The 21,986-nt window shown below is 39.2% G+C and carries 22 protein-coding genes; 15 read left to right on the plus strand and 7 right to left on the minus strand.

Going from position 1 to position 21,986, the window contains the following annotated elements:
* Nucleotides 1–115: 115 nt before the first annotated feature.
* The 3 genes from J536_RS16150 to J536_RS16160 all read left to right on the plus strand — a co-directional run bounded on the left by J536_RS16150 (nucleotide 116) and on the right by J536_RS16160 (nucleotide 3,428).
* Nucleotides 116–946 (plus strand): alpha/beta fold hydrolase, encoded by an 831-nt coding sequence (locus tag J536_RS16150; protein WP_002113902.1) that lies wholly within the window; start codon nucleotides 116–118, stop codon nucleotides 944–946.
* Between the two features lie 160 nt (nucleotides 947–1,106).
* The gene (locus J536_RS16155; protein WP_032063342.1) at nucleotides 1,107–2,345 is read left to right on the plus strand and encodes an NADH:flavin oxidoreductase/NADH oxidase family protein; all 1,239 of its coding nucleotides are present in this window, start codon (nucleotides 1,107–1,109) and stop codon (nucleotides 2,343–2,345) included.
* A 15-nt stretch (nucleotides 2,346–2,360) separates the two neighbouring features.
* Nucleotides 2,361–3,428, plus strand: a complete 1,068-nt coding sequence (locus J536_RS16160; protein ID WP_017386086.1) for a saccharopine dehydrogenase family protein — start codon at nucleotides 2,361–2,363, stop codon at nucleotides 3,426–3,428.
* Nucleotides 3,429–3,654: 226 nt separating this feature from the next.
* Here the strand turns inward: J536_RS16160 and J536_RS16165 are convergent, their stop codons facing one another.
* Entirely contained in the window at nucleotides 3,655–4,071 is a 417-nt protein-coding gene (locus J536_RS16165) for a MerR family transcriptional regulator (RefSeq protein ID WP_002113932.1), read from the minus strand.
* A gap of 156 nt (nucleotides 4,072–4,227) precedes the next feature.
* On the opposite strand from J536_RS16165, the gene J536_RS16170 reads away from it, so the two are divergent.
* A complete protein-coding gene (locus J536_RS16170) occupies nucleotides 4,228–4,920 on the plus strand; it encodes a type 1 glutamine amidotransferase domain-containing protein (protein WP_002113715.1) in 693 nt (230 codons plus the stop codon).
* A gap of 94 nt (nucleotides 4,921–5,014) precedes the next feature.
* On the opposite strand, the gene J536_RS16175 is transcribed toward J536_RS16170, so the two are convergent.
* Together J536_RS16175 and J536_RS16180 are read right to left on the minus strand one after the other, a co-directional pair.
* A complete protein-coding gene (locus tag J536_RS16175; RefSeq protein WP_017386087.1) occupies nucleotides 5,015–6,220 on the minus strand; it encodes an NAD(P)/FAD-dependent oxidoreductase in 1,206 nt (401 codons plus the stop codon).
* A gap of 158 nt (nucleotides 6,221–6,378) precedes the next feature.
* A complete protein-coding gene (locus J536_RS16180; RefSeq protein WP_017386088.1) occupies nucleotides 6,379–6,927 on the minus strand; it encodes an RrF2 family transcriptional regulator in 549 nt (182 codons plus the stop codon).
* A 407-nt stretch (nucleotides 6,928–7,334) separates the two neighbouring features.
* Here J536_RS16180 and J536_RS25265 point away from each other — a divergent pair, with 407 nt between their 5' ends.
* Nucleotides 7,335–7,703: a hypothetical protein gene (locus J536_RS25265; protein ID WP_079381131.1), complete on the plus strand. Its 369-nt coding sequence runs from the start codon at nucleotides 7,335–7,337 to the stop codon at nucleotides 7,701–7,703.
* A 57-nt stretch (nucleotides 7,704–7,760) separates the two neighbouring features.
* On the opposite strand, the gene J536_RS16185 is transcribed toward J536_RS25265, so the two are convergent.
* From J536_RS16185 to J536_RS16195, 3 genes are all read right to left on the minus strand, one after another.
* Nucleotides 7,761–8,780, minus strand: a complete 1,020-nt coding sequence (locus J536_RS16185; RefSeq protein WP_017403376.1) for an MBL fold metallo-hydrolase — start codon at nucleotides 8,778–8,780, stop codon at nucleotides 7,761–7,763.
* A 139-nt stretch (nucleotides 8,781–8,919) separates the two neighbouring features.
* Nucleotides 8,920–9,489, minus strand: coding sequence for a TetR/AcrR family transcriptional regulator (locus J536_RS16190; protein WP_000113715.1), 570 nt, complete (start codon nucleotides 9,487–9,489; stop codon nucleotides 8,920–8,922).
* 93 nt (nucleotides 9,490–9,582) lie between these two features.
* Entirely contained in the window at nucleotides 9,583–10,518 is a 936-nt protein-coding gene (locus J536_RS16195) for a LysR family transcriptional regulator (protein WP_032063343.1), read from the minus strand.
* 179 nt (nucleotides 10,519–10,697) lie between these two features.
* Here J536_RS16195 and J536_RS16200 point away from each other — a divergent pair, with 179 nt between their 5' ends.
* The 10 genes from J536_RS16200 to J536_RS16240 all read left to right on the plus strand — a co-directional run bounded on the left by J536_RS16200 (nucleotide 10,698) and on the right by J536_RS16240 (nucleotide 21,080).
* Nucleotides 10,698–11,462 carry an SDR family oxidoreductase gene (locus J536_RS16200; RefSeq protein ID WP_032063344.1) on the plus strand — a complete coding sequence of 255 codons (765 nt, stop codon included), beginning with the start codon at nucleotides 10,698–10,700 and terminating at the stop codon, nucleotides 11,460–11,462.
* 12 nt (nucleotides 11,463–11,474) lie between these two features.
* A complete protein-coding gene (locus J536_RS16205) occupies nucleotides 11,475–12,230 on the plus strand; it encodes an SDR family NAD(P)-dependent oxidoreductase (protein WP_032063345.1) in 756 nt (251 codons plus the stop codon).
* A 44-nt stretch (nucleotides 12,231–12,274) separates the two neighbouring features.
* The gene (locus J536_RS16210; protein WP_032063346.1) at nucleotides 12,275–13,186 is read left to right on the plus strand and encodes an SDR family NAD(P)-dependent oxidoreductase; all 912 of its coding nucleotides are present in this window, start codon (nucleotides 12,275–12,277) and stop codon (nucleotides 13,184–13,186) included.
* Between the two features lie 2 nt (nucleotides 13,187–13,188).
* A complete protein-coding gene (locus J536_RS16215) occupies nucleotides 13,189–13,656 on the plus strand; it encodes a MaoC family dehydratase (RefSeq protein WP_017386095.1) in 468 nt (155 codons plus the stop codon).
* Nucleotides 13,657–13,659: 3 nt separating this feature from the next.
* On the plus strand, nucleotides 13,660–15,483 hold the full coding sequence (locus J536_RS16220) for an acyl-CoA dehydrogenase (protein WP_032063348.1): 1,824 nt from the start codon (nucleotides 13,660–13,662) through the stop codon (nucleotides 15,481–15,483).
* A 156-nt stretch (nucleotides 15,484–15,639) separates the two neighbouring features.
* Nucleotides 15,640–17,013 carry an outer membrane protein transport protein gene (locus tag J536_RS16225; protein WP_032063349.1) on the plus strand — a complete coding sequence of 458 codons (1,374 nt, stop codon included), beginning with the start codon at nucleotides 15,640–15,642 and terminating at the stop codon, nucleotides 17,011–17,013.
* 137 nt (nucleotides 17,014–17,150) lie between these two features.
* Entirely contained in the window at nucleotides 17,151–18,791 is a 1,641-nt protein-coding gene (locus J536_RS16230) for an AMP-binding protein (protein ID WP_032063351.1), read from the plus strand.
* Between the two features lie 74 nt (nucleotides 18,792–18,865).
* Nucleotides 18,866–19,768 (plus strand): bile acid:sodium symporter family protein, encoded by a 903-nt coding sequence (locus J536_RS16235; RefSeq protein ID WP_032063352.1) that lies wholly within the window; start codon nucleotides 18,866–18,868, stop codon nucleotides 19,766–19,768.
* Nucleotides 19,769–20,117: 349 nt separating this feature from the next.
* Nucleotides 20,118–20,279 carry a hypothetical protein gene (locus J536_RS25705; protein WP_153227538.1) on the plus strand — a complete coding sequence of 54 codons (162 nt, stop codon included), beginning with the start codon at nucleotides 20,118–20,120 and terminating at the stop codon, nucleotides 20,277–20,279.
* Nucleotides 20,280–20,513: 234 nt separating this feature from the next.
* A complete protein-coding gene (locus tag J536_RS16240; RefSeq protein WP_081404157.1) occupies nucleotides 20,514–21,080 on the plus strand; it encodes a TetR/AcrR family transcriptional regulator in 567 nt (188 codons plus the stop codon).
* A gap of 38 nt (nucleotides 21,081–21,118) precedes the next feature.
* On the opposite strand, the gene J536_RS16245 is transcribed toward J536_RS16240, so the two are convergent.
* Nucleotides 21,119–21,982, minus strand: coding sequence for an alpha/beta hydrolase (locus J536_RS16245; protein ID WP_032052080.1), 864 nt, complete (start codon nucleotides 21,980–21,982; stop codon nucleotides 21,119–21,121).
* Nucleotides 21,983–21,986: the final 4 nt, after the last annotated feature.

Here is a 21,986-nt window from a genome sequence, read left to right on the forward strand (position 1 = left end):
TTTTATTTTTAAAAGACGATTAAGATAGTTGACCTTAAAGTTAACTTTAAACTTAGTATAAATATTCAATCCTTTATAACGAATCAACAAGCAGTTTTTCACCAGGAGAACAAAGATGGGATATGTAACCACAAAAGACGGCGTAGAAATTTTCTATAAAGATTGGGGACCACGTGATGCCCAAGTTTTATTTTTTCATCATGGATGGCCTTTAAGTTCAGATGATTGGGACACACAGTTGCTTTTTTTCCTTAAAGAAGGTTTTCGTGTAGTTGCTCATGATAGACGGGGACATGGACGTTCAAGTCAGGTGTGGGATGGTCACGATATGGACCACTACGCAGATGACGTTGCAGAAGTGGTTAAACATCTGAATATTAAAAATGCAATTCACATTGGCCACTCAACGGGCGGTGGTGAAGTAGCTCATTATATTGCACGTCATGGCCAAGACAATGTTAAGAAAGCTGTTCTTGTCAGTGCAGTTCCGCCACTGATGGTTAAAACTGAAAATAATCCTGAAGGTTTACCAAAAGAAGTTTTTGATGATCTGCAAAATCAGGTTCTCACCAACCGTGCGCAATTTTTCCGAGATCTTCCATCTGGTCCGTTCTATGGTTTTAACCGACCAGATGCGAAACCATCTGAAGGTATTATTGCTAACTGGTGGCGTCAGGGTATGACGGGTAGTGCAAAAGCGCATTACGATGGTATTGTGGCGTTCTCACAAACTGACTTTACCGAAGATTTAAAGAAAATCACCATTCCTGTTTTGGTGTTACATGGTGATGACGATCAGATCGTGCCTTATAAAACGTCTGGCGTAAAATCTGCTGAGTTACTTCAAAATAGCCAACTCAAGATCTATCCGGGTTTTTCTCACGGTATGTTAACTGTAAACCATGAAGTGATTAATGCTGACTTGTTGACGTTTATTCGCGAATAATTTAAAGCTTTAAAGTTTAAAAAAGAGGCCTATTAAGTGCCTCTTTTTTTATTTATAAGTAAATGAAATTGAAAGTAATAAATATAGAAATGCTAAAAGGTATTGACATTAAAGTTAGCTTTAATCTTAAAGTAAAGCCATACTGAATGAGGTCATTCCAATGAAAGTGTTCGAAAAATTAGTATTCCCAAATGGCTCATATGTTCCAAACCGTATTGCTAAAGCGGCAATGGAAGAAAATATGGCTGATTTAAACCATGCACCATCAGAAGAATTAATGCGTTTATATCAGGCTTGGGCAAATGGTGGCGTAGGTTTAATCATTACCGGAAATGTAATGGTAGACCGCCGAGCGATGACTGGACCGGGCGGCGTAGTGCTTGAAGATGAAAAGCATCTAGATACTTTTAAAAAATGGGCACAAATTGGGCGCTTAAAAGGCGCTCAGATGTGGCTTCAAATTAACCATCCGGGTCGCCAGATGCAGGCCAATCTTGGTCAGCAGACGTGGGCACCATCAGCTATTTCACTTGATCTTGGCAAAATGTCAAATCGTTTTAACACGCCAATCGAAATGACGGAATCTATGATTGCAGAGGTGATTCAGCGTTTTGCAAACACGGCGTGTTTAGGTGAAAAAGCAGGATTTACAGGTGTAGAAATTCATGCAGCGCATGGTTATTTATTAAGCCAGTTTCTTTCTCCACTGAGCAATAAACGCCAAGATCAATGGGGTGGTTCTTTAGAAAACCGCGCTCGCATTTTAATTGAGATTGTTGAAGCTGTTCGTAAAGTGGTTTCGCCTCAGTTTACTGTTGCAGTGAAACTAAATTCAGCCGATTTCCAACGTGGTGGGTTTAGCGCTGAAGATGCTCAACAAGTGGTTAAAATGTTAAATGAGCATGCAGTCGATTTGGTTGAACTTTCAGGCGGTAGCTATGAAGCACCTGCAATGCAAGGTCAAGCACGTGATGGCCGTACACTTGCTCGTGAAGCTTACTTTTTAGAATTTGCGCAAGAGATTCGTAAAGTTGCCAAAATGCCTGTTATGGTGACAGGTGGCATACGCCGTAAACAAGTGGCAGAAAAAGTAGTTGAAAGCGGTGTAGATATGGTCGGTATTGCCACAGCTCTAGCGATTGAACCTAATTTGCCAAATGCTTGGAAACAAGGCCAGAATCTTAGCCCTGAATTAAAACCGATTACTTGGAAGAACAAAACACTTGCTTCACTTGCCAATATGGCGGTGGTCAAATTCCAGTTACGTAATTTAAGCTCTGGTAAAAAAACAAAACCAAATGTTTCACCAGCTTGGGCTTTAATTTTGCAACAATCAGCGATGTCATGCCGTCCCCGCCAATACAAAAAAGGCATGCGTGACTATTCATTTGCTTCTTAATAAGTGAGTTGTGTTATGACAAATCCTAACGATTCAAACTGGATAATTTATGGAGCAAATGGCTACACGGGCGAGTTAATCGCTCGTGAAGCTGTACGCCAAGGTCTAAAACCAACTCTGGCTGGTCGTAACAACGCTAAGGTTGAAACATTAGCTCAAGAGTTGGGACTTGACTATAAAGCTTTTGGGCTGGATAACATAGATGCGGTAAGTCAACAACTCCAAGGCTTTAAACTGGTGATGCACTGTGCAGGGCCATTTTCAGCAACATCAAAACCCATGATGGAAGCTTGTATAAAGGCTGGTGCTCACTATCTAGATATTACTGGTGAAATCGCTGTATTTGAATTGGCACAGTCACTTAATAGTCAAGCTGAAAAAGCCGATGTTGTGCTTTGTCCGGGTGTCGGTTTCGATGTGATCCCGACAGATTGTGTTGCTGCTGCGCTCAAAGAAGCATTGCCAGATGCGACCCATTTAGCGCTTGGTTTTGACTCTAGAACAGGGTTCTCACCGGGTACTGCTAAAACAAGTACAGAAGGCATGGCCGAAGGCGGAAAAATTCGTAAAAACGGAAAAATTACTACCGTTCCATTAGCACATTATGTTCGGACCATTGATTTTGGTGATGGTAAAAAAAGTGCCATGAGTGTTCCATGGGGAGACGTATCTACAGCGTTCTATACAACAGGTATTCCAAACATTGAAGTGTTTGTACCCGCATTTCCCAAAATGATTTTTGGTGCGAAAATGATGAACTATTTACGCCCAGTATTAAAACTAAATGCTGTACAGAAGTTTATTAAATCGCGTATAGAAAAAACGGTTGTTGGGCCAAATGAGGAACTCCGCGCAAAAGTACCCACCTATGTTTGGGGTGAAGCAAGAAATTCACGTGGGGAAATCAAAACCGCCCGCATCCAAACGGAAAACGCTTATAGCCTTACCGTAAATGGTTCACTGACTGTAGTGAATTATTTGCTCAAAAATACCGTTAAGGGTGGTACATACACACCTGCAAAATTGATGGGTTATAAGCTAGTGACCGAACTACCGGGTTCTGGTCCACTGGTCATTAATTAATAAAGCCTTTATTAAAACAGCACATTTATTGATGGTCCCGAATAAGGTTTTCGCTATCAAAAGATTGGCTGATTTTTTTCTATAGTATTTGCATGAAAAAACGAATTACAGCGTTGGTCCGTAATTCGTTTTTTTAGATTTATAGATTGATACTTAAACGCTTTGGTTACTTAGTTGATACCAGTACCCATCTATACAACGCGAGAGCGATTAACTCTAATTGAAATTATGGTGTTTTTGCGTTGTCAAAATAGAGATTCATCAGACGTTCTGCATTTTGCTCACATGTAATTTCATCTGGTTTGTTATTAATAGCTTCAATCATGGTATGTAAGTTTTGCTTACTGACTTTTAGCTTTTGTTCTAAAATTTCTATTTCCTGAATTTTGGTTTCAATCGTTTGAATGAGAGCATCATGGTCCCAAGCGACAACTTTCGATGGCAAAAATGCTTTAATTTCTGCTAAAGAAAACCCGACTTGTTGAGCTTGCTGGATTAAAGAAAGTTGTTTCAAATCGTTATCAGTATATTCACGATAGCCATTCGATTTTCTTTTTGCTTTAGGCAAGAGTTTAATTTGCTCGTAATAACGAATAGTAGGGGTACTTAAACCACTTAATTTCGATAACTCGCTAATATTCATAGCTACATACTCTCTTGACATTCAAGCTAACTTTAGACTTATAGTAACACAAAAGCAAGGTTCATAACTTTACCAAGCACACACTTTCAGTAACAACTTTCTATGCTTTGATAGACGAAAGAATAGAATTATAAATATGAAAAATGAGGTGAGAAAATGTCTAAACGCATATTACACGTCGTGACCAATGTTTCACGCTATAAGGATGTAGATCAACAAACAGGACTGTGGTTAGGTGAGCTCACCCATGCCTATGACGAATTTGAAAAACAAGGTTATGTGCAAGATATTGTGAGTCCAAATGGCGGAAAAACTCCAATTGAACCAAAATCGCTTGTGCCTTTAGTAGCAGATAAATCTGTTAAAGACCGAGAAAAAGATCAGGCTTTTATTACGCTGCTGGCAAATACCTTTAAGCCTTCCGATATTAATTGGCAAGATTATGACGTGATCTATTACACAGGTGGCCATGGGGTGATGTGGGATTTTTTAGATAATCCTGAACTTCAAGAAATCACCAAAAATATTTATGAAAAAGGCGGTATTGTTTCAAGTGTTTGTCATGGCTATTGTGGCTTGCTCAATGTCAGACTTTCAAATGGTGAACGACTTATAACAGGCAAAAAATTAACAGGCTTTGCATGGAGTGAAGAGGTTTTGGCAGGGGTGGCAAAAAAAGTGCCGTACAATGCCGAAGAGTTAGCGAAAGAATATGGCGCTCGTTATGAAAAGGCTTTTATTCCTTTTGCACCATATGTCGTTCAAGATGGCAAGTTAATTACAGGTCAAAACCCTTTTTCAGCTAAAAAGACGGCTCTAGCAATAATAGAAGAGCTAGAAAAGTCATAATTTAATAATTCAAATATAAACCCTAAAAGTAGGACCAGCGATGGGCTTGCTTTTAGGGTTTTTAAATAAATGGATTGATCCTACGAGGTTAAATTTAAGGAACAATTACAAAATCAGGGTTTGCTATTGCAAAAACTGCTTCACGGTCAGCAACTGGTGGATAAATCCATACGGTATTAATTTCTTGTTTAATTTTTTTCGCTTCCTCACGCACAAATTGAACTTGTCGATCCCAACCTTCAGTATAAAGTGCACCCCAAGGACCTAAGTCAACACAAGTGACATACTTCGGTTGGCTGTATGGATGAAGTGGTAAATCAACCAATTCTGCCGCAGCGTTATAACCCGCCACACGGCCTAAGCTCATAGCATGCTGACACGACATCACATTAAAATTGCCTAAATCATCGGTTGGAACTTTTACAGTATCGCCAGTCACAAAAATGTTTTTTGCTTCAGGTGCATGTAAATAAGAATCCCCAATCAAACGGCCTAAATTATCTTTTTCACCAGCAATTTGAGAGGTGAGTGGATTAGCCCGCATACCGGCAGTCCAAATCACGGTTTCTGTTTCAATTCTTTCGCCATTAGAAAGTGTTACCCCTGATGCATCTAGTGCTGTAACTCGTAGCCCAGCTTTACCTTCCACACCAAGCTCGCTAAGAGCTTCTCGAATAACGGTAGCTGCTTGATCCCCCATAGCCGCGCCAATTTCTGTTGAGGAATCAACTAAAACTACACGGACATCAGTTTCACCTAAAATGCTACGCAGACGTTCAGGCATTTCAGTAACGGTTTCTAACCCAGTAAGACCACCACCTGCAACGACCACCGTATTACGCGCTGCATTTGCAGGTTTATTAGCTAAGTTTTTAAGATGTTGGTCTAGTTTTTCAGCATCTTCTAGTGTGCTTACGCTAAAGCCATATTCGGTAAGACCCGATATAGGCGGCATAAACGTCGTACTTCCGGTTGCCAGAATAAAACGGTCATACCTTAAGGATTGTTTGTTGTCATCGGTGGTTGAAACCTCAATTGCCTGTTGGTCGACATCAATTTTATTTACCCAACCTGCCAGAAATTTAACTCCCACCACACTTAATAACTCTGAAATATCAGGGTTCATGTTTTCAAGCACAGCTTCATAAAGACGAGGACGAATCCCAACATTCGGGCTCGGGGAAACAATCAGTACCTCAATGTTTTGTTCTTGCGACGCTAAGTGAATTGCTCTTTGTGCAGCGAGTGCAGCCCATAAGCCAGCAAAGCCAGAACCTGCAATAATAATACGCTTACTCATTTGATTATCCTTTTGATAGATTTTCGGACAACATATTCCTACTCATCACAAAATTTAAGGTGAGCGAATCCATTCTCTGATTGTCCGAAAAAATCTGAGAAGGCATTTAAAAAGGATTAAGGGTGTTTTATATTAGGGTGCGAACCCCTACTAACTTATTAGTCGGGGGTATCCCGCGATATTTTACTTTTACGCATTTTTGCTGTTCTTCCTTCGATGCGTTCATTGATCCAGCCATTTACATCACTAAAAAACACGTCAGGTGCATAACGGCCAAAACGGTCTGCAATATCGCCAAGTGTATGAGCACCTAAAGCATCTCGCATGGCTTTTTCGGCTTGTAGCATGACTGCATGTACTGCGCACACACCACTGGTTGCCCAATCTGGCGGGGCAGTGTTAAAGACTGCACATTTCCCACGAACTTCTTGGCACTCAAAAAGCGGTTTTTCACCCTCAATGGCATTCACAATATCTAAAAAACTGATTTCATGAGCAGATCGGGCGAGTAAATAGCCGCCGCGAACACCTTCTTGAGCAATAACGAGACCTGCCTTTTCAAGTTTAGGAAAAATCTTGGCCATAAAACTCGGAGAGACTCCTTGTAATTCAGCAAGGTCCTTACTACTCAAAGGTTTATCTTCATTGTTCACAAGAAAAAGAAGACAGTGAATCGCATACTCAATGCTACTAGTGATATAAGCCATTTAATTTCATAATTGATCAATTATAAACACAGACTAATGCAGTCTGTGTTTTAAGTCAATAATAAAACTAAGACAAAACCAATCCTAGTTTTAAGCAAGCTATTTAAAAGTGTTAATTTTGAATATATCTAACTGAATAATTTAAATTTTATTAAATAAAAAAATTTTAATAATTTATAAAAAATATTTTATTGAGTTCTTTTAATCGTATGAATTTCTAATAGATGCTTAATCAAATAGTTCACAACTTATAAGTAAGATTGATGAAAGGGGATAGCCATTTATCATTTATTTTTAGAGTCTTTTAAATTATATTTATGTAGATTGTTGCAATTAAAATATTGAATAGCTTTATCCAAATAAAAATATTTTTTACATAGCATGATGAATGAATAAGAGAGTTGTTTTTGAAAACTGAATTTACTATTAGATGTATTTATGCACTTTGCCTTATTGGTGCAGGGTTCAACCATTTACAAACAGTTTTGATGCATGGTTTGTTTTGGGACTATAACAATGCGCCTTTATTTACTTGTATTTATTGGACATCTTTAACGTTTATTGATCCACTTGCAGCAATTCTTCTATTTTATAGACCTCGTATCGGCTTAATTCTAACTTTTCTCATTATATTTAGTGATGTCATTCACAACACTTGGATTACATTAAAAGTAGGGCGAGACTTGCTTAACTATATGTATATTTCCCAATTTTTATTTCTGGTTTTTGTTTTGTGCACAATTAAGTTTCCGTGGAAGGCACACCACACAAGTTAAAATTTTAAAATTGGAGAGTAAAAGCATTCTTTTACTCTCCAAATAATTTCTTCAAACTTACGAACGCCACCAATAATTTTCGACATTTGGTTCATTAAGATTCAAGAGTTCTCCCATTTGCGGTGTGCTAATCGCTAACTCATTTTGTTGAGCCAAAGCCACGATACGTTCAAATGGATCATCCCAAGCATGAAGGGCCAAATCAAAAGTACCGTTGTGCACAGGCAGCAAATGACGTCCTTTTAAATCGATATGTGCTTGTAAAGTTTGCTCTGGTTGCATGTGAACATCAGGCCATTCGGGGTCGTAAGCACCCGTTTCTAACATGGTCAGATCGAAAGGGCCATAACGATATCCAATCTCTTTAAACCCATCAAAATAGCCCGTATCTCCACTAAAAAATACACGTAAATCATTATCAATAATCACCCACGAGGCCCAAAGCGTCGCATTGCTATCGCCCATACCACGGCCTGAAAAATGATGAGCAGGGGTAGCCACCAATTTTAGTCCATCTACATGGGTAGTATCCCACCAATCAAGTTGTTGAACTTTTTCTGCTGGAATTCCCCATTTAATGAGTGTGTCACCCACACCAAGCGGTGTTAAGAAATGCTCAACTTTATCGTGAAGTTGCATCACTGCATGGTAGTCGAGGTGGTCGTAGTGGTTATGCGACAAAATCACGCCTTTAATAGGTGGTAAGTTCGCAATGCTAATTGGTGGCTGATGGAAACGTTTTGGTCCAAGCCATTGAAAAGGCGAAGCACGCTCTGAAAACACTGGGTCGGTTAACCAAAATTCATTTTGCAGTTTTAACAAGATGGTTGAGTGGCCCAAACGAAATAGAGAGCGATCGGGCGCACTTAATAACTGTTCTTTCGACAAACTTAAAACAGGAATTTCTCTATTTGGAACGGTGTCTTTTGGTTTATTAAATAAAAACTTCCACATGAGCTGAAGCGTTTTACCAAAAGAAGGCTTGTGTTGATTTGGACGCGTATTTCTAAATTTGCCATTGTGTTGTTGAGATGGCATTAGGGGAGCAGGCAAGTCTGTTGTGTTTGAAATAGTCATTTTGTTTTTCCTTATTGGAACAAACCTATATGTATAAATAAGAACTTGGGCTAAGTGCTTATTTTGATTTATTTAAATGAGTATTTACTCACTCATTAATTCATTCAAAAATAAGGACGCCGCGCATCCTTACTTTTATCTATATTGAAACTGCATGCCAAAAGGCTTCAAAACCTGATTTGCGATAACGCTCGGCTTGAGAAGGGTCTTGGGCAATAAAATTGAGTGTAACTTCAGCAAGCGCACCTAAAATTGAAGCAATAAATAACGGTGGGTAATCTCTTAATTTTCCGTCATTAATACATTCTTGAATGTTTTGGGTGAGGTCACAAAAGGTTTGCATACCAATTTGTTTACTTTGCTCAGTAATTTGTTCCGATGTTGAAAGCTGCGCCATTACTTTACGTTTAAGGGGAGCTTCTAAACTCCAGTCCAAATAGCTTTGCCAGATATGCGACATTTGTGTTTGCAGGTCAGCGTTAGTCGGGTAACTAAGCATCATCACCTGACGCAGTTCGGCCTTTAGCGAAAGATATAACTGGTTCAGCAGTTCTTCTTTATTACTAAAATAGGTAAATAAAGTACCTTCTGCCACACCAGCAACTTTGGCAATTTTTGAGGTAGACGCACGCTCGCCAAGCTCTGCCAATGTTTCGATAGCAGCACTTAAAATTGCATTACGTTTATCTTCACTACGAGGACGAGCCATATATAAAAATATTAATTGAGTGATTACTCAATCATACATAAAAATATGAGTAGCGCAAGCGAAATAGAATTTTACTGTCATAAATTTACTATTTTATAAACTATTCATAAGCTGCAATATTTGGCTCTTACACCATACGATTTGGTGTTCATGGGACTTTTGCTGATCCCAATATAAATTCATCTGATATCCAACAATATCTATCGGTAGCGGATGCACCTTAATTTGAGGGTAAGCATCTTTAAAATGAGCAATTTGACATTGAGGAATCGTGAGTAAATGGTCCATTTGTGTAATTAATCGGATTGCCGTTTCATATTGTTGGCAGCGGAAACTAATCGTTCTTTTGATACCTTGTTTAGATAAGAAAAAATCTTCAAAGACACGACCTGTAGGACGAGAGGACACTGTAATGTGTTTAGTTTCTAAATAAATTTCTTTGGTTAGGTTTGTTGTGGATAATAAAGGATGCTGCTTGCGACTTATTACTACAAATTGATCTTTAGTAAGGCATTCATAACCAATGCTATCTTCAACCGAATGTTGCACATCAATCGCAAAATCGATTTTCCCCGTAGAAAGCTCATGTCTTAAGTTTTTACGATCAATGCGTACGCTATTTAACTGCAAATTAGGATTAAATTGAGTTAAGTGCTGAATAATAGAGGGTAAAAAAATTCCTTCATACTCATCATTCATAGCAATTGTGAGATGCTTTAAATCTCGTGCTGGGACAAAGTCATGCGTGCTTTGAATTGCTTGATGCATAAGTTGTAATGACTGTTCAATTTTAGGCCATAAACGTTTGGCTAAAGGTGATGGAACAACACCGTGTCCATCTCGAATAAATAATGGGTCATTAAAATGATCACGTAAACGAGCTAATGCATGGCTAACAGCAGGTTGACTTAGAAAAAGTTGTTCACTGGCCCGTGTTAGATTTTTTTCTTTATAAATTGCCACAAATACACGAAATAAATTGAGATCAATACGAGCAAGAGAGGCAATATTATTATTCATTTCATTCATAGTTTGTTATTCAAACAATTCATTTTATTCATTGTAACAAGTTAGATATGGTCAGGAAATAGCATAAGAAATAGAGTGATTAATACTGTGAATTTTGAATGTAGCGCTTGTAGTAACAGCATTTAGAAAGCGTTGATTACAACTAATTTTTATAAAACCTATGAACATAAGGAAATGATATGGCAACACATTTATTTGATTTGACTGGAAAAGTAGCCTTAGTTACAGGTGCAAGTCGCGGCATTGGCGAGGAAATTGCCAAACTTTTAGCAGAACAAGGTGCACATGTAATTGTATCTAGTCGGAAAGTTGAAGATTGCCAACGTGTTGCTAATGAAATTATTGCAGCAAATGGAAAGGCGGAGGCAGCCGCTTGTCATGTAGGTAAGTTAGAAGATATTGCAGAAATTTTTGAATATATTCGTAAAGAACACGGTCGTTTAGATATTTTAGTCAATAATGCGGCCGCCAACCCTTATTTTGGTCATATTCTGGATACAGATATTGGGGCCTATAACAAAACGGTTGAAGTCAATATTCGTGGATATTTCTTCATGTCTGTCGAGGCGGGTAAATTAATGAAAGAACAGGGTGGCGGTGCAATTGTGAATACCGCATCTGTAAATGCCCTGCAACCCGGAGACCGACAAGGTATTTATTCTATTACTAAAGCTGCGGTGGTGAATATGACTAAAGCTTTTGCAAAAGAATGTGGACCATTGGGTATTCGAGTGAATGCTTTATTGCCGGGTCTTACCAAGACCAAATTTGCTTCGGCACTATTTGAAAATGAAGATATTTATAAAAGCTGGATGGACACAATTCCATTACGCCGTCACGCAGAACCGCGTGAAATGGCTGGAACTGTACTTTATTTAGTGTCAGATGCTGCGAGTTACACCAATGGTGAATGTATTGTGGTTGATGGCGGTTTAACTATTTAGGGAGGAATAGCAATGTACGAACATTATTCAGGTCAAGTGGTCTTAATCACAGGTGCGGCGAGTGGATTTGGTGCATTGCTGGCAGAGCAACTGGCGAAGTATGGTGCAAAATTAGTGTTGGGTGACTTGAATATTGAAGGGTTAAATACTGTAGTTGAACCGCTACGCCAAGCAGGAGTGGAGGTGGTTGCGCAAGTGTGTGATGTCAGCTGTGAAGCAGATGTACAGGCTTTGGTGCAAAGTGCAGTTACTCAGTTTGGTAGAATCGATGTCGGGATCAATAATGCAGGTATGAGTCCGCCTATGAAAAGCTTTATTGATACCGATGAAGCAGATCTGGATTTGAGTTTTGCCGTCAATGCCAAAGGTGTGTTCTTTGGAATGAAGCATCAAATTTGTCAGATGTTGCAACAAGGGGGTGGCATTATTCTGAATGTTGCTTCTGTTGCAGGTTTAGGTGCGGCTCCCAAATTGGCTGCCTATTCTGCGGCAAAGCATGCTGTGGTGGGATTAACCAAAACAGCAGCGATTGAATATGCAAATAAAGGCATTCGAGTTAATGCAATTTGTCCATTTTATACAACCACTCCGATGGTGGTCGACAGTGAACTCAAAGAGAAACAAGACTTTTTAGCGCAGGCCTCGCCAATGAAGCGTCTGGGTCATCCAAGCGAAGTGGTGGCAATGATGCTGATGATGTGTGCCAAAGAAAACTCATATCTCACAGGTCAAGCCATTGCAATTGATGGTGGTGTGACAGCTTATTAAAACATTTATTAAATACATCTTATTCATATATTTAGGAAAAAATCATGACAATTAATTTAAGCAATCGAGTGGCTATTGTTACAGGTGCAGGCGCAGGTCTAGGGCGGGAACATGCATTGTTACTGGCTCGTTTGGGGGCAAAAGTGGTCGTGAATGATCTTGGTAGCGATGTAAACGGAAAAGGTGGCTCAACCATGGCGGCCCAAAAAGTCGTGGATGAAATTATTGCGGCTGGTGGTGAGGCGGTGGCAAATGGTGCTTCAGTCACTGATATTGAACAAGTTCAACAGATGGTAGATGAAACCATTGCCCGTTGGGGACGTGTAGATATTTTAATTAATAACGCTGGAATTCTTCGAGATAAAACTTTTAGTAAAATGTCACTAGATGATTTCCGTACCGTGATTGATGTCCACTTAATGGGGGCAGTAAATTGCACTAAAGCGGTATGGGATATCATGCGCGAGCAAAAATATGGTCGTATTGTTATGACGACTTCATCCTCTGGTCTATATGGCAATTTTGGGCAGTCCAACTACAGTGCTGCAAAAATGGCATTGGTTGGGCTCATGCAGACACTGGCTTTAGAGGGTGAAAAATCTAATGTTCGGGTGAACTGTCTAGCACCAACAGCTGCAACTCGTATGCTTGAAGGATTATTACCCGAAGAAGCCCTTAAAGCTCTTGCTCCAAGTGCGGTCAGTCCTGCAATCGCGACTTTGGTTAGCGAAGATGCACCTACCCGTATGATTCTTTGTGCGGGCGCAGGTAGTTTTGAAGCTGCCCACATTACCCTTACGCAAGGAATTTATTTAGGTACGGATGAACAAGTTCCGCATGTCTTAGCACAACGTTTAGCTGATGTTTCAGACCGAACAGATGAGTTTGTGCCTGCCAGAGGAGGCGCTCAGGGCGAGCTTGAGCTGAAAAAGGCTTCATTAATGGCAGGAGAATAATTTTGACAAAAAATACATTAAGCATCGACCAACTGGTTGAGTTGCAAGGCCAAGCATTAGGTAGCTCGCAATGGATGACCATTGATCAAAGCATGATTAATACCTTTGCGGATGTCACACAAGATCATCAATTTATTCATGTGGATGAGGAAGCTGCTCGCCAGACACCTTTTGGGGGCACGATTGCCCATGGTTTTTTAACACTCTCTTTACTTTCAGCAATGGCCGCTCAGGTGTTGCCGACTGTACAGGGGCAGAAATCTGGCGTGAATTATGGCATCAATAATTTGCGTTTTATGAGTCCTGTACATAGCGGTAAGCGGGTGCGTGGAAATTTTCACTTAAAAAATGTTTCCCAAAAAAATAAGGGAAGTTATCAGTTGATCATGGAAGTCACGATTGAAATCGAAGATCAGGCAAAACCGGCACTTGTGGCCGAGTGGCTTACACTTGTAAATGTAGAGGAATAAACCATGAGCAATGAATTAATTCTCTCTCGCCGTGATGTCGATTTTTTGCTATTCGATTGGCTAAAAGTCGAAGAACTCAGCCAACGCAATTCTTTCGCAGGACAGGACCGTTTTGAATATACGTCTGTTTTAAACGTTTACGAGGCTTTGGCAACCGATTTATTTGCTCCTCATAATAAAAAAAATGACAGTAACGAACCTGTTTTTGATGGTGAGCGTGTAACTGTCAATCCTGAAGTCGGGGTAGCGCTTAAGGCTTTTGCTGATGCAGGTTTGATGAGTGCAGCGTTTCCGTCAGATTGGAATGGGATGAACTTACCCAATACCATCGAGCGTGCAGGTATGGCATATCTACTCGGTGCCAATTCTGGAACTGCGGGCTACGCCTTTTTAACCATTGGTAATGCAAATTTATTAATGGCTCATGGAGAACCTGAAAAAGTTAAGCCCTATGTCAACGCCATGATGGAAGGCAAATGCTTCGGAACGATGTGTTTATCGGAGCCGCAAGCAGGTTCAAGTCTGGCTGATATTCGTACACGTGCGATTAAAACAAAAGATGGTCGTTATCGTTTGTTTGGAAACAAAATGTGGATTTCAGGTGGCGAGCACGATATCTCTGACAATATTGTTCATTTGGTTTTGGCAAAAATTCCAGATGAAAATGGACAATTACCAGCAGGTGTGCAAGGCATTTCTCTGTTTACCGTACCGCGCAAATTACTCGATGAAAATGGACAGCCAAGTGAACGTAATGATGTGGTATTAGCTGGAATTAACCACAAAATGGGTTATCGGGGAACTGTGAATTGTGTGCTGAATTTTGGGGAAGGTCGTTTCACACCCGAAGGAGAAGCAGGCGCAATTGGTGAGCTAGTCGGTGAAGCTGGTAAAGGGCTGGCCTATATGTTCCATATGATGAATGAAGCCCGAATTTCGGTTGGACTTGGGGCAGCAGCATTAGGATATACAGGTTATCTTCATGCTTTAGATTATGCAAAAACTCGAGTACAAGGTCGCTCTCGTAGTGAACGCAATCCAAGTTCTCCACAAATTCCGCTCATTCAACATGCGGATGTTCGCCGTATGCTCTTGGCGCAAAAAGCATATGTCTCAGGTGCGTTGGCACTGTGTCTATATGCAGCTCGATTAACCGATGATATCCACTCACTTGAAGATGCCGAGCAACGCAATCAAGCCCATCAATTACTTGATCTATTAACGCCAGTGGTGAAAAGCTGGTCTTCTGAATGGGGGCTTGTCGCAAATGATTTAGCCATTCAAGTTCATGGCGGCTACGGTTATACCCGTGAATATAATGTTGAACAGTTTTATCGGGACAATCGACTCAACCCTATTCATGAAGGAACATTTGGCATTCAAGCGCTCGATTTATTAGGACGAAAAACTCGTCTTAATCAGGGACTGTCGATGAAGCTATTACATGAAAAAATCATGAATACGATTGAACAAGCCAAAGCAGAGCCTTCTTTAAAAGATCATGCGGATCAATTAGACCAAAAATGGCAACTCATCCGAAATGTAACAGAGAAATTGCATGCCTTAACCGATATAGAACTTCAACTGGCAAATGCCGCCAATTATCTAGAAGCTTTTGGGCATCTTGTGGTGGGGTGGTTATGGCTTGATCAAGCGGTAGTCATTCATAAACTCATGCCGAACTCAACAGACCCTGATTTTCTGCATGGGAAGCTTGCAGCGTGTGATTATTTCTTTGGCTGGGAAATGCCGAAAATTATGAGTTGGTTAGCGGTACTTGATCCGGTAGAGACGACTCCACTCAATATGTCAGAAGAATGGTTCTAGTAAGGACCATTCCTTAAACGCGCTGTTTGAAAGGAAGGGAGAACAACCCGAATTTATAGAAAATGCCTAATAAGAATCACTATGTAAAACAAACATCAGGCGTTCAGTAAAGAGTGCCCTAATAAGTAAAAATAAAAATCTAGGACGGATTAAAAGATGAAAAAGAAAACATTAGTCATGGTCATGGCTTCATTTTGTACGAGCCCACTCTATGCAGCAGCATTTGATCGAACAGGACAATCAATTTCTGCATTTCTACAACCCGGTAATTATTTTGAGGCAAGTTTATCTGTTTCAGACACTTCGTTAGAAGGACAAGAAGCAGGTACAAACCCAACGCGTAATAGTATTTCTGATATTGCAAACTCTGATTATCGTCCCAGTGCAGCTTTGAAATTACAGTTAGCACCTCAGTTCTCATTTGGTTTTCTTTACGATCAGCCATTTACTTCCGACTCTGAATATTATGGAAATAACAGCTTTGTTGCTAAGCCGAGTGATACGATTTTAGTACCGGGCATTGATTCAGCAACACTGGCCCAAAAGACCGGTAGAGAAGTCGTAACAGGGAACACCAAATCGAATTTTGTTATGCAAAATTTTAGTCTGATTTTTGGTTATCAACCGGATAAAAACTGGAATTTTTATGCAGGTCCTGTTTATCAGACATTTAAAAGTAACGTCAATTTAAGAGGTCAAGTTTTCAGTTTATATAATGGCTATGACTTTAATGCCAAAGAAGTTGGAGATTGGGGATGGCTGGCAGGATTTGGTTATCAAATTCCCGAAAAAGCCATTAAAGCCTCATTGACCTATCGTTCAGAAATTATGCATGAAGTGACTGCCAATGAAAATGCGCCACTGGTTGATATGTTAAGTACACAGCAAGGCCGTGATTTTCTTGATCAGCATTTGGCGTATATGGTTTCTATAGGACAACTCACAGAATCGCGGAAGGAGGCACTCAATCATATTGTTGCGGGCTTACCCGAAGCAGGAACATCAGGCTCAACTAAGTTTAGAGCGCCAGAGTCAGTAAATTTGGAATTTCAGACCGGATTACGCAAAGGTACTTTATTGTTCGGTAACGTGCGCTGGGTTCACTGGAACGATTTTGAGTTTAAACCGTATCGTTTTGGTGAAATCTCAGAAGTTGTTGGGGTTCTATCAACGCCAAGTCGTCCAAACGGTTTTAATCTGGTTCGTTATTATGATGATCAATGGTCTGCCAACCTTGGAATTGGGCAACGCCTAAGTGATAAATGGTCGGGTTCAGTTTCTGTAGGTTGGGACTCGGGAGCAGGTGAGCGCGTGTCCACAGGTGGGCCAGCTAAAGGTTATTACAGTGTTGGTCTTGGTGCGCAATATAGTCCAACTTCAAAATACTTTATTTCAGGTGGAATGAAGTATCTATGGCTTGGTGACGCCAAAGGTCAGCTTGGTGTTCAGGCAGGCAGTGAATATTATGTGGGTGAATATAAAAATAACTATTCAATCGGTTACGGTTTGAAAATTGGTTATAAATTTTAATTCAACTATTTGATGGATCGCTTAGTTATATAAACAGTTTATTTCTTTACGAGAGTAAGCAGATTAAGAGATTAAAGAAAATATAAAAAGGGGAGTAGGAACAGTTCCATTTCTCCCTCTCATAAAAGGACAATAAGATGACAAATCAGATCTGGTTAGATGAATATAAGCAATGGAATATAGAAAGTACGATTACATTGCCGGATGAACACACTTCACTTCTCGATTTTTGGGACAACAGTTTTAATAAGTTCCAGCAAAGAAAGGCTTTTATATTTGCAGATCAATCTTTTTCTTATGCTGAAATTGATTTATATAGTCGACAAGTAGCAACTTTCTTGCAAAGTTTAGGGCTAGAAAAAGGTACACGTGTTGCCGTGATGATGCCCAATATTATTCAGTACCCAATTATTTCACTTGCCGTCATTCGTGCAGGTTATATTCTGGTCAATATTAACCCGCTCTATACAGCACGTGAGTTAAAGCATCAATTAAATGATGCAGGCGCAAAAGTCTTATTTATATTAGAACAGTTTTTACCTGTTTATGATGCTGTTAAAGAGCAAGTGTCGGTTGAGCAGATTATTACCACCACCATGACTGAAATGTTAGTCGAGCAACCTACTGAATTAGACACATTAGATTCTAAAAAATACGCTTTTAAGCAAATCTTATTGAAGGCAAATGCCCAAGACTATATACGTCCTAAGCTTATTCTTGAAGATACTGTGCTTTTACAATATACGGGCGGAACAACAGGTGTCTCCAAGGGCGCAGAATTAACCCATAAAAATATTGTCGCCAACTTATTACAAAATAATGTGGTTTTTAAAAGCTACTTTGGTGACCGAGATGCTTTTGAAGATGAAATAGCGATCTGTGCCTTACCGCTTTATCATATTTTTGGTTTTACTGTCTGTTTATTGCACAGTGCAATGAATAAAGGTTATGCCACTGTTTTAGTTCCAAATCCGCGTGATTTAGATGCTCTTGTACATTGTTTTGAAAAATATCGTCCTACAGTTTTTCCTGCTGTAAATACATTATTTAATGCACTGATTAATCATGAAGGCTTTAATAAGCTGGACCATAGCCGTTTAGAAATTACCACAGGCGGCGGTATGGCAATTTTGAAATCTACTGCCGATGGATGGGAAAAACTGACAGGACGTATTATCCGTGAAGGGTATGGCTTATCAGAAACTTCTCCTGTTGCGACCTTTAACCCGCCAATCTCTAATACTTTTAGTGGCACGATCGGTATTCCTGTACCGAGCACGGATATTGCAATTTTGGATGATGAAGGTCATCAATTAGCACCCGGTGAAACTGGAGAAATTGCAATTCGTGGCCCGCAGGTCATGAAAGGTTATTGGAATTTACCTGAAGAAACGAAAGCGGTCATGACTGCTGATGGTTTCTTTAGAACGGGTGATATTGGCTTCATGAATGAAAAAGACTATACCAAAATTATTGACCGTAAAAAAGACATGATTTTAGTGTCAGGCTTTAATGTTTTTCCGAAGGAAATTGAAGAAGTTTTAGCCCAACATCCAAAAATTTTAGAAGTCGCCGTGGTTGGCATTGCAGATGAAAAATCGGGTGAAGTGCCGAAAGCCTTTATTGTCAAAAAGGATGATTCTTTATCGGTTGAAGAAATTCAAATCTATGCAAAAGAAAACCTGACTGGCTACAAACAACCACGCTATATTCAATTTATCAATGAATTACCCAAGTCAAATGTGGGTAAAATTTTAAGAAAAGAACTAAAAGTTTAATAAGAACTTTTAATTAAAAACATAAGCGTATGGGACTAGAAGCTCCATAAATAAATGAAAAAAGGAATGAGATTATGGGTTCAGGATTAATTACCGTATTTTTACCAATTGCACTCGCAATTATCATGGCTGGTTTGGGCCTAGAGTTGACCATAAATGACTTTAAACGCGTGCGACAACACCCAAAAGCCGTGTTTATCGCATTATTTTGCCAACTGGTTATTTTAGTCGGTATTGCATTTATTATTTGTAAGGTTCTTGCTTTACCACCAATGCTTGCTGTTGGATTAATGCTCCTTTCTGCATCACCGGGCGGGCCAACAGCTAACTTATTTAGTTATCTCTATAAAGGAGATATCGCTTTAAATATTACTTTAACGGCTATAAATTCGGTCATTGCTGCCTTTACACTTCCATTAATCGTGAATTTTGCAATACAACACTTTATGGAAAATGGGCAAAATGTAGGATTGCAATTCTCTAAAATCATACAGGTTTTTCTTATTATTTTAGTGCCCGTTGGGATCGGGATGTTAGTTCGTCATTTTGCGCCGCATACGGCTGAAAAACTCAATAAACCTGTGCGTATCTTTGCTATCGTTTTTCTCGTATCGATCATCATATTAGCAGTTGCACGAGATTACCAAAATCTGATGACGTATATTGGGCAAATTGGATTGGCAACTTTGCTGTTCTGTGTATGTAGTTTAATGGTTGGCTATTTTGTTCCACGATTATTGGGTGTAAATAGCTTTCAGGCAAAAGCTTGCGCGTTTGAAATTGGAATTCATAACAGTACCTTAGCCATGACTATTGCTTTTACAGTAATGGCAAGCAGTATGGCCGCTATGCCAGCAGCCGTTTATTCATTATTTATGTACATTGTTGCAGCAATCTTTGGCACATTGTTAAATTGTCTAGAAAAGAAAGAGATCACACAAATATCAACTAAAACATATTCAAAGAATCTTCAGTAATATCTGGCAGATAAAGGTATTTAACTACCACCAAACGTTTATAGTTTGAATTAAAAGAGGAGGCTAATACCTCCTTTTTTAGTCTCAAAATTTAAAATATTTATGGCCGAGCAAGTGCAGTCACAATAAAAAAAAGCGTTAGAGTGCTGTTATAAAAGCAAATTGTTAAGCTAATATTTAAGGTTTTCCTTAATTATGTAATTAAATGAAAAACAATAATTTAATTAAATAATTTCTAGCCAATTTCACATTGACAGCTCAAATATTGAAGATTACCATTTGCGGGCTGGCCTACATTGCCAGCCGGTTTTACCACATCAGGATTATTTCTTCTGAGGAGTAGTCTTGTGTGCACACCTCGTTCCCTCCCGTAGCGGTAGGACGGGAGTGGGACACTTTCGAGTGTGCTGGAGTTGAAACCAGTCCGTCAACCCGCTTCCGTTCTGCCACCATAATTTATAATGCTTTGGCAGAACTCCCAAAAGAAGGAGTTGGCTATGCACATTCATAAATTATTGGCAGTCACTGTCAAAATCTATCTCGACACAACTTAAAATTTTAAAGCAGTTTGATGAGCTATAGGCTTTTCAGGCTTTAAATCATTACGTCTAAAACTTAGCAACAATAAAACTTGAGATTTGCCAAGCACAGTCTTTACGGCTTTGCTGTGCCTTTTTTTCTCCCAGAAAAGGCACAGGCTTTTTTATCTCTTTTAGCAACAACAAGAATTTATAACGGTAAAACGATGCCAACTTTAGAAAGATCTTCCAAAAAATTACAGGTTCTTCATACAGCAATTGAGCTGTTTAATATGTATGGATTTCACAATGCGGGTGTGGACTTAATTGTCAAAAAATCCAAAATTCCTAAAGCCACTTTTTATAACTACTTTCAATCAAAACAGCGACTTATTGAAATGTGCGTATCCTTTCAAAAAAGCAAACTCAAAGAAGAAGTGCTGGCAATTATTTACTCAAGCCGTTACCGAACCTCAAGCGATAAACTTAAAGAGATTATTGTTTTACATGTCAGTTTTAATAGCCTGTACTATCTATTACTTAAAGCCATTTTTGAAACTAAACAGATTTACCCGCAGGCCTACCGTATAGCGCTTGAATATAGAAAATGGCTGCTTAAAGAACTTTTTGATTTGGTTTTTAGTTTGGACACCCATCATGCGTTAAAACCAAGTGCGGATATGGTTTTAAACTTAATTGATGGCTTGATGTTCCAGATTTTAAGCTCAAAAAGTTTGGAAGAGAGGGATGTGGTGGTGGAGAGGTTTTTTACAAATAAGCAAATACATTTATAAATAGATGGCTCTATTGAAAGAGCCATAATCTTATAAACTTAGTCAGAGATTATTTCATACATTTTTTTAAATAACAGACTATCTTTGTCGGCAAGGGTATTCACAATATCAAAATGATTATGTCCTTCATCTTTAATTAATGAAACGTTTAATCCTTTTTCTTTGCATATTGAGTAGAAAAAATTGGTTTGATTTTTGAAACCTTCTGTCTCTAGCTCTCCTACACTGAGTATGAGTGGTGCAGCATTTTCTGGCAATGGTAAATTTTCATAAGGGCTGAGGTTAGTTGCTTGTTCTGGACTGAGTTTAAGCCATTCATTAATGTTGGTATCACATAAGGGTAATAAATTATAAAGGCCACTTAACCCAAGAACACCTTTAATGACATTTTTTGGCAAATTAAATTCTTCTTGCCAACAATCATTCCACAGCATTGCAACCAAATGTCCTCCAGCTGAACTCCCGCCTATATATATTTGCTCAGGGTCTATGCCATAATTTTTAGCATTATGGTAAATCCAAGCAATCGATGTTCTTACTTCTCTCACAATTTCAAAAAGTGATGCTTGAGGACAGAGGCTATATTCAATTGTAGACACCGCTATTCCATGTGCTACAAAATTTTCAGCCATAGAGCAAGCATCATCTTTACTTTGTGCCCGCCAATAGCCTCCATGGATATAGATAAAAATTGGTGAAGGCTGTTTCTTTGCTGGAAAAATATCTAATGTTTCTCTTCTAGCTAAGCCGTAATGTAGATTATATAAGCCTGTAATCGCATCTTTGGATTTCTGCGCAAGTCGTGCATATTCCTTCATACAAGCATCAAAATCAGCCACTGAATTTCTTGCATTGTATTGAATTTCTCTTTCTTGAAGATTTGAGAAGAATAGGTCTGTCATATAA

Origin of the sequence: Acinetobacter sp. 809848, assembly GCF_000581275.1 — a bacterium.
Taxonomy (GTDB): Bacteria; Pseudomonadota; Gammaproteobacteria; order Pseudomonadales; family Moraxellaceae; genus Acinetobacter; species Acinetobacter pittii.